At 41.0% G+C, this 7,501-nt stretch carries 11 protein-coding genes; 4 read left to right on the top strand and 7 right to left on the bottom strand.

Features of this window, described 5'->3' with window-relative positions; all coding sequences use genetic code 11:
* Window positions 1-70 precede the first annotated feature (70 nt).
* The 6 genes from xerD to BFU02S_RS13580 all read right to left on the bottom strand — a co-directional run bounded on the left by xerD (window position 71) and on the right by BFU02S_RS13580 (window position 4,555).
* Window positions 71-964, bottom strand: coding sequence for a site-specific tyrosine recombinase XerD (xerD, locus tag BFU02S_RS13605; protein WP_066371676.1), 894 nt, complete (start codon window positions 962-964; stop codon window positions 71-73).
* 5 nt (window positions 965-969) lie between these two features.
* Complete coding sequence (locus BFU02S_RS13600; protein WP_066371674.1) at window positions 970-1,197, bottom strand: YqzK family protein; 228 nt, start codon at window positions 1,195-1,197, stop codon at window positions 970-972.
* A 163-nt stretch (window positions 1,198-1,360) separates the two neighbouring features.
* The gene (gene fur / locus BFU02S_RS13595; RefSeq protein ID WP_066371673.1) at window positions 1,361-1,825 is read right to left on the bottom strand and encodes a ferric iron uptake transcriptional regulator; all 465 of its coding nucleotides are present in this window, start codon (window positions 1,823-1,825) and stop codon (window positions 1,361-1,363) included.
* Between the two features lie 108 nt (window positions 1,826-1,933).
* A complete protein-coding gene (gene spoIIM / locus BFU02S_RS13590; RefSeq protein WP_066371671.1) occupies window positions 1,934-2,590 on the bottom strand; it encodes a stage II sporulation protein M in 657 nt (218 codons plus the stop codon).
* A 247-nt stretch (window positions 2,591-2,837) separates the two neighbouring features.
* Window positions 2,838-4,004, bottom strand: coding sequence for an endonuclease Q family protein (locus tag BFU02S_RS13585; protein ID WP_066371669.1), 1,167 nt, complete (start codon window positions 4,002-4,004; stop codon window positions 2,838-2,840).
* A complete protein-coding gene (locus BFU02S_RS13580) occupies window positions 4,001-4,555 on the bottom strand; it encodes an NUDIX hydrolase (protein WP_066371667.1) in 555 nt (184 codons plus the stop codon). Before BFU02S_RS13580 ends, BFU02S_RS13585 begins: the two co-directional genes overlap by 4 nt.
* A gap of 74 nt (window positions 4,556-4,629) precedes the next feature.
* Between BFU02S_RS13580 and mciZ the strand changes: the two genes are divergently transcribed.
* Both mciZ and BFU02S_RS13575 read left to right on the top strand, forming a co-directional pair.
* Complete coding sequence (gene mciZ, locus BFU02S_RS16495; protein ID WP_084361129.1) at window positions 4,630-4,761, top strand: Z-ring formation inhibitor MciZ; 132 nt, start codon at window positions 4,630-4,632, stop codon at window positions 4,759-4,761.
* Window positions 4,762-4,829: 68 nt separating this feature from the next.
* Window positions 4,830-5,741 carry an aldo/keto reductase gene (locus tag BFU02S_RS13575; RefSeq protein ID WP_066371666.1) on the top strand — a complete coding sequence of 304 codons (912 nt, stop codon included), beginning with the start codon at window positions 4,830-4,832 and terminating at the stop codon, window positions 5,739-5,741.
* Window positions 5,742-5,853: 112 nt separating this feature from the next.
* Here BFU02S_RS13575 and BFU02S_RS13570 read toward each other — a convergent pair whose 3' ends face one another.
* Complete coding sequence (locus BFU02S_RS13570; protein ID WP_066371660.1) at window positions 5,854-6,099, bottom strand: YqkE family protein; 246 nt, start codon at window positions 6,097-6,099, stop codon at window positions 5,854-5,856.
* 158 nt (window positions 6,100-6,257) lie between these two features.
* Between BFU02S_RS13570 and BFU02S_RS13565 the strand changes: the two genes are divergently transcribed.
* Together BFU02S_RS13565 and BFU02S_RS17055 are read left to right on the top strand one after the other, a co-directional pair.
* On the top strand, window positions 6,258-7,157 hold the full coding sequence (locus BFU02S_RS13565) for a hydroxymethylglutaryl-CoA lyase (RefSeq protein WP_066371657.1): 900 nt from the start codon (window positions 6,258-6,260) through the stop codon (window positions 7,155-7,157).
* 56 nt (window positions 7,158-7,213) lie between these two features.
* The gene (locus BFU02S_RS17055; protein ID WP_169797609.1) at window positions 7,214-7,354 is read left to right on the top strand and encodes a hypothetical protein; all 141 of its coding nucleotides are present in this window, start codon (window positions 7,214-7,216) and stop codon (window positions 7,352-7,354) included.
* Window positions 7,355-7,501 lie beyond the last annotated feature (147 nt).

The following is a 7,501-nucleotide window of genomic DNA, read 5'->3' as shown; positions in this document are numbered from 1 at the left end:
GGGGCTAGGCCGCTTGCGCTGGGCAATTTTCGAAGTCAATTCTTTACTTTTTAAAAAATCTAGAAATCTATTATGCTCGCGGATGAAAGTTACGATAAACATCCTTTAACTTCGGTTTCGTAACATGGGTATAAATTTCTGTCGTCGAGATGTCTGCATGACCAAGCATCTCCTGTACTGCTTTTAAGTCGGCCCCATTTTCTAACAAATGTGCAGCAAAGGAATGTCTTAGTGTATGCGGCGTTAATTCTTTCTCAATTCCGGCCTCTCTCGTCAATTTCTTAAGGATTTTCCAAAACCCTTGTCTTGTCAACCGATGCCCAAGATGGTTTAAAAACAATGCATACTCCTGATGCTTAGCGGAAATAAACTGGGATCTTCCTTGCTCCAGGTAACATGTTAAGGCATCAACCGACTTTTTTCCCATCGGTATAATCCGTTCCTTATTGCCTTTTCCAAACACACGGACAAATCCCATTGTTAAATGGACATCCCCTATATCCAAACGAATAAGTTCACTGACGCGCATTCCTGTTGCATATAGAAGTTCAAGCATTGCCTTATCTCTTAACCCATAATGATCATTCGGTTTAGGTGCATCTAGAAGTGTTTCTACTTCCTTTAAACTCAAAACTTTCGGCAATGATCGTTCTGTCTTGGGAGGTTCAATCTGGACAGACGGATCATGATCCAGAACTTTTTCCCGTAACAAAAATTGGTGGAAGGCGCGAACTGAAGCAACATGCCGTGCTAACGTTTTCGCGGATTTTCCTTCATCTTTTAAAAAGTTTAGAAAGTGGATAATATGAATCCGCCGAACTTCATCAAGCGAATCCAGTAATTCCACTTTCTTCAAATAGCGGATATAACTCTTTAAATCTCGTTCGTATGATAGGATCGTATTGTTCGCCATTTCTTTTTCCATGGCGGCATATCGTATAAAATCTGTTAAGTGGTTTTCCATAGCCATTACTCTCCATTTAAATAAAACAGCTTAAGCCGGTCAAAAAGCTGGGAATCATTATTGTTCACCGAATTGGAAACCTTAAGTGCCGATCCTTCTGGCGCATCATAACGGTGATAATTTTGATACTCTTCCGTTACCCACATGATACCATAATAAAAGAGAATCGTGCAGCCGGTGAATAGAATAAACACTTTTAACGTTTTGAGGACGGCCTTTATAAATGACATCATCTTGAAATCCTCCAATTTCCTATGGTAGTAAAAGGTATGCCAAAATGTACAAGTTTTATACCTTGCTTTTAGGAAATTTGAGGGATCTGTCAGGACTGACCAAGGCGCTTGCGCTTTTCTTAATAAAAAAAGCCCTTTTTACATTTAAAGGACCTTTTTTAATCTATACTGTCTTTTCTTCCTCTTTCACCTTATCTTGACAGTGGTAGCAAATACCGTGAAACGTTAGACGGTGATCTTTTATTTTAAACTTCCATCTTTTTTCAACAATCGCTTCGACATCTTCTAATAAATCTTCCTGAATCTCATCAACGGCACCGCATTCAATGCAGACAAGATGATGGTGAAAATGAGCCGCACCTTCTTGTCTGAGATCGTAACGGGAAACACCGTCACCAAAATTTATCTTATCTACAATTTTCAGCTCGGTTAATAATTCTAATGTTCGATACACAGTTGCCAGCCCAATTTCAGGCGATTTCTCTTTTACGAGGAGGTACACATCTTCTGCACTTAAATGATCCTCTTCATTTTCCAGTAAAACTCTGACGGTTGCTTCACGCTGTGGTGTAAGCTTATAGCTGGCAGAATGCAACTGTTTTTTGATCCGCTCTATTCTCGTTTCCATTCTGAAGTTCCCTCCCTCGCCACTGTTCATTCACATTATAACAGATGCTAAACGAGAATCAAAATAAAATTATTTTAATAAAGATTTTATATTTATTATTTCTTAATATTATTTTAAAGAAGAAGATCCGACAACCGATTTCATCAATGACGGGGATAAATACGCCTCGATACCAGATGCTAGTGATATGAAAATAACAGCAGCAATTAATGCGAGTATATATCCTTTAAAAAATGGCATGATAGGCTCAGCATATTTTTTGACAAATTGTTTTTTAATCATTCTCAATGAAAAAATAACGGATAATCCTGCCATCACAATAAATATGGGGATATTAATCAAGTTTTGAGGCAGGATGGAAGCTGCGGCCAATGCAAACCCCTTCCAGCCCATTTGGCTGACAAGAAAACCAACAGTAAAGCCGACAACCATTCCTTTTACAAATAAAAGTATAAGAATAACCGGAAGCCCAACAACTGAAATCCCGAGCACCCAAATTAGTCCGATAAATTTACTATTATGAAGGAGGCTTTGCATAAATAAATCATTATGATCCGCAATTTTCCCTTCTGAAACTTGTCCAAAAAACTGTGATAAATAATAGTATAAATCCTCTTTTTGGCTATAGCCCATACTATTAACAACTATCGCGCCAAAAATGACCCCCATTAAAAACAAAACAACTACAAATAAGAAAATTGAGGAATACTCACGAATATAACTAGAAACACTTGTGGCTTTGGACTGGTACAAACGCTTTTTCATTCCAGCTTCCTCCCATTGTTCAGTTGGTTAGTACATTTTATGCCACTCTAGTTTTTCTATGACTCCATTTAATAGAATAAAAAACTCAGCAGCGCGTTTTCTGCTGAGTTTTTTATTCAAAGTAAAGAAAGTAAATTTGGACTGAAAATTATCCAGTTCCACAAGAAAAGCTTCTGCAGCATAAGCATCGCACGTATAAAAGCGATAGCTTTTAAGCGGAGGTACTCGTGATTTGAGGTTTTCTTATCTATTGATCCGCTATTTTGCCGTATTTTCCTCCGCCGCCTGCCTCGAGGCTTATTTCCCCTGCTCTTGCTTTCATAATCAGGCTGGCTATTTTCTCAGGAATGACGTCTAGTAATGCCTCATATGGAACTTCATGTAAGATGGCCATTTCACTGCCAAAATGATCCACCAGTTTTTCCAGTAATTTAGGGCCCAGGCCCGGCAGGAACTCAAGTGGCACTTGGTGAACATATGGGGGACGTCCAATCGGGCTGTTTTGAGCTGTTTTTAATTCCAATATCCGGTCTGCCACTCCTTTTATGATTTTTTTACTTCCGCATAAATGACAGAGTTGGTCATCTTGGTGTAAAGGATGGAGGCACTCGGAACAAACGGTTTTATGATACTTCCCTAAGAGCGGGTCCAGGCCATAATTGGCTATAATATGACGGCCGTCTTTCCCTTTTAATGCTTTTTCCAGCTCGGTAAAAGTTGGCTCTTCAAGCATCATGACTTGATATTCACGGGCAATTTTCGCTAGTGAATGGGCATCCGAATTAGTGACAAAAGTATATCGATGGATTTCACCGATCTGATCAGCCATTTTTGTATCTGAACTTAACCCAAGCTCAATCCCGTCGATCAAGTCCGGGTCAAATACCTCTGTCAACGACTGATCCACCCCTTTGCCATATAAACTTTTAAACGGGGTAAATACATGGGCAGGTATGAAGATTCCACCCATATCTTTCACTTTTTGCTGCAGCTCTAGCCCTGTTACATATAAACGCTGCGAACTTAGCTGAATATTTTTCAAATGCTTCGAAAGCCAGGATGAAAACTTCTTCATCGTGGAAAGCGTCGGCATAAAACAAAGAACGTGAATAGGGCCGCTTGCGTGTTCATCATAAATTTCTAATTCCGAACCGCAAATGACGGTTAAATCACCAAATACTAAGCCTCCATCCGGATGCTCATAGATATCGCCGGCCTCGATTAAACTTTCCATTTCCTGAATCACTTCCGGTGAGTGGCAATCGATGATTCCAATCATATTCAGCCCTTTTTTGAGTCTCGCGTGCTCTATGATATTTGTAAATGTTAATGACTTTGCTCCAGTAATTTTGACCGGCTTGCCCGTCCAAGTCCGGCCGATGTGAATATGCAAATCTACATAATAACGTTTCATTTATGTTTCAGCGCCTCTTGTAATTGCAAGTATTGAACCGCATAGATCGTTTTTGCATCATAGATTTTTTGATCTTTCACATATTGAAGAGTTTCATCCAATGTCAATTCTTGAAGATTGACAAATTCATCTTCATCCAGCTCTGCCGCATTTTCCTTCTTCTTTAATCCTTTTGCCAGATAGATATGAATCAATTCATCTGCAAAGCCCGGTGCGGTGTAAAAAGAGGTCAGTAATTCAAGACTTTCACATTCATAGCCTGTCTCCTCTTCCAATTCCCTAAGCGCACAACTTTTAGGCTCCTCTCCTTTTTCCAATTTCCCGGCAGGAATTTCAACAATCGTTCTTTCCAGTGCTTTTCGGTATTGTTCGACCATCACGATTTTGTTGTCATCGGTAACAGCCAAAATTGCAACAGCGCCTGGGTGCTTAATGATCTCCCGCTTAGATGTCTTGCCATTTGGCAGTTGAACTTCCTGCAATTCGAGCTTGATGATTTTTCCTGAAAATATTTTTTCGCTGTGCAGCGTTTTTTCCTCTAGTTTGGTCATTATGGTCATCTCCTGTTCTAATCCTAAAAACTTTCGTCATACATTTTATCATACTTTAATTGGAGGGTATGACAATGAAGGTGTGTGTTCATTCTAAAGGAATCACCTTAGTTGGAAAAGGATGGGAAGTGTTACAAAAATTAAAAGAGTACCAGAAAGATTTTGTTTATGTTTCCGAATGGGTGCAAAAGATTTCTCCAAAATAAGACATGTTGTTTGTAGTCTATCCCTTTCTTTATGTAAACTTGTAGAAAAAAGAACAGGGTGATTTTTTTTGCAAAAACGCAAATTGGGAAATTCAAATTTGGCTGTGACGGTGCTGGGGCTTGGCTGCATGTCCATTGGCACGGAAGAAAAAGCAGCTCGAAACATAATTGAAGCCGCCCTTGAAGAAGGAATCAATTATTTTGACACTGCCGATTTATATGATATGGGCAGGAATGAAGAGCTAGTTGGAAAAGCGTTAAAGGATGTCAGAGAACATGTCATCATCGCAACAAAGGTCGGAAACCGCTGGAAACCGGATCAAACCGGCTGGACATGGGATCCTTCCAAAGCTTATATCAAAGAAGCAGTCAAAAACAGCTTAAAACGGCTGGGGACCGACTATATTGATTTGTATCAATTGCATGGCGGAACGATTGCGGACCCGATCGAAGAGACAATCGAAGCATTTGAAGAGTTAAAGGAAGAGGGCTTCATTCGGTATTATGGAATTTCGTCCATTCGTCCAAATGTCATCAGGGAATATGTAAAAAAATCAAATATCGTATCTGTCATGATGCAATACAGTATGCTGGACCGCCGTCCGGAAGAAGAGGCGCTGTCGCTCGTCTATGAACATGGTATCAGCGCCGTCACCCGCGGACCGCTTGCCAAGGGGCTCTTGAGCGATAAACTGCTTGAAAAAGCTAATGAAAAAGGCTATCTGGATTACACGTACGAGGAGTTACAAGAGATTTTGCCGGTGTTAAAGGAAACAGCTTCCGCTTCACGTTCGTTTACAGAGGTGGCACTTGCATTTAACCTGGCAAATCCTGCTGTCGCTTCAGTCGTTGCCGGTGCCAGCAGTCCGGAACAGGTTAGACAAAACGCCAGGGCAGTGAGAAGCCGACCTCTAACAGAGGAAGAAATAGCGGTAATTAAAAGAATTACGAAGGCGAATATCTATAAAGACCATCGGTAGACAAAAGTAAAGTTGATATCGCCCAAACCTCCTTCGGGCGATATCAACAGTTCTTTATGCAAGCGCCAATACGAAGAGGCGTTCTCCCTATGTCCTGATAATATGGAAACAATTATTTAAACTTCTTCCAGTCCATATCACTCTCATTCAATAGCTCTTCAAATGACTTATTCTTCTCTTTTAATCTTCTTTCTTCCCGCTTTCTTCGCTCTTCTTCCTCTTTTCTTCTGTCCTCTTCAGCCTTAAGCTGTTCTTGCTGTTCCTTTAGTTGCTTTATTAATTCAGGATTCATCATATCTTTAAGCGTGATCGCGGAATCATCTTTTTTTGGTTTGGATGCTGTTTGCCTTTTCTTCATTTTCAGACACTCCTTGGAAAAACATTTATCTCCATTATATCACCAGGAAGTTTCTTATTCATTTATTTACAGTGATGATCCTTAGATTCTTGAAAATTCTTGATTTTCAGGAATTTCTACCCCTACAATAAAAGTAAGATAGATAAGGGGTGAAACCGATGCTGAATTTGCCGAATAAAGTGACGATTATCGAAGTGGGACCGCGGGATGGTATGCAAAATGAAAAAAACTTTGTACCAACTGAGATCAAAAAACGATTTATTACAAAACTTAGAAACGCTGGGGTTAAAGAAATGGAGCTGACTTCGTTTGTTTCGCCGAAGTGGGTGCCGCAAATGGCCGATGCGGCGGAAATCGCAGCTGATTGCCTTGCTGAGCACACAAGAAACATTGTCCTTGCACCAAACAGGAAAGGGATTGACAGGGTTTATTCCACTCACTGTAACGCCGTTGCCGTATTTGTGGGGGTAAGCAACAGTTTTAATCTAAAAAATATTAACAAAACAACCAGGGACAGCCTAAAGGAACTCAGGCCAGTGATCCATGAATTAAAAGAAAAGAATTATTTTGTCCGTGCATGTATCTCTACCGCGTTTTACTGCCCTTACGAAGGAAAAATCAGCGAGGCGGAGACGTTGAAACTATGCCGGGAATTTGTTGAAGCCGGGGTTGACGAATTAAGTGTGGCCGATACAATTGGGATGGCGGCACCGAACGAAGCCTACTCCCTATTTGCAAAATTAAAAGAGCAGTTTCATCATACCCTTTTGACTGCTCATTTTCACGATACCCGCAGGCTTGGTCTGGCCAATATTTTGGCTTCGCTTCAGGCTGGCATTGACCGTTTCGATACGTCTGCCGGCGGACTTGGGGGCTGCCCGTTTGCCCCGGGAGCGAGCGGCAATACGGCAACAGAAGATGTTGTGTATATGCTTAGGCGGATGGGAATCGAGACAGGCATTGACCTCGATCAACTTATGGAGGCAGTTGAAGTGGTCCGGCCCCATCTTTCAAGACAAATTGACAGCGGTTATTACCGGCTTTTAGCTCATGTATAATCACTCCTCCAACTAAGCATCTTATTAGATGAAATGACTTGAAGGGAGAATGATTCATGAGCCAAAAACGAGATAAAGGAAACAGCCAAGCAGGCAAGAATTATGCGCAAACTGCCGGCGGCGGGAAACGGATGATTTCGGCTGAAGAAGTGGAAAAAGCCACCCACCCTACCAAACGGCAAAATGCTGAATCTTAAAGCTTACGCGATAGAAGCCGCTATGTTATCAGCGGCTTTTTTCAAAGAAAGTATAAATTTTTGACTTCGAAAATTGTCCAGCTCCAGCGCCTAGCCCCTCGGGACAAATAACCTTCAGCACTAAAAGTCCAAAAACCAGACTTTTAG

This window comes from Neobacillus fumarioli NBRC 102428, assembly GCF_001591485.1.
Classification (GTDB): Bacteria; Bacillota; Bacilli; order Bacillales; family Cytobacillaceae; genus Neobacillus; species Neobacillus fumarioli.
This window is presented reverse-complemented; position numbering and strand designations above follow the sequence as displayed.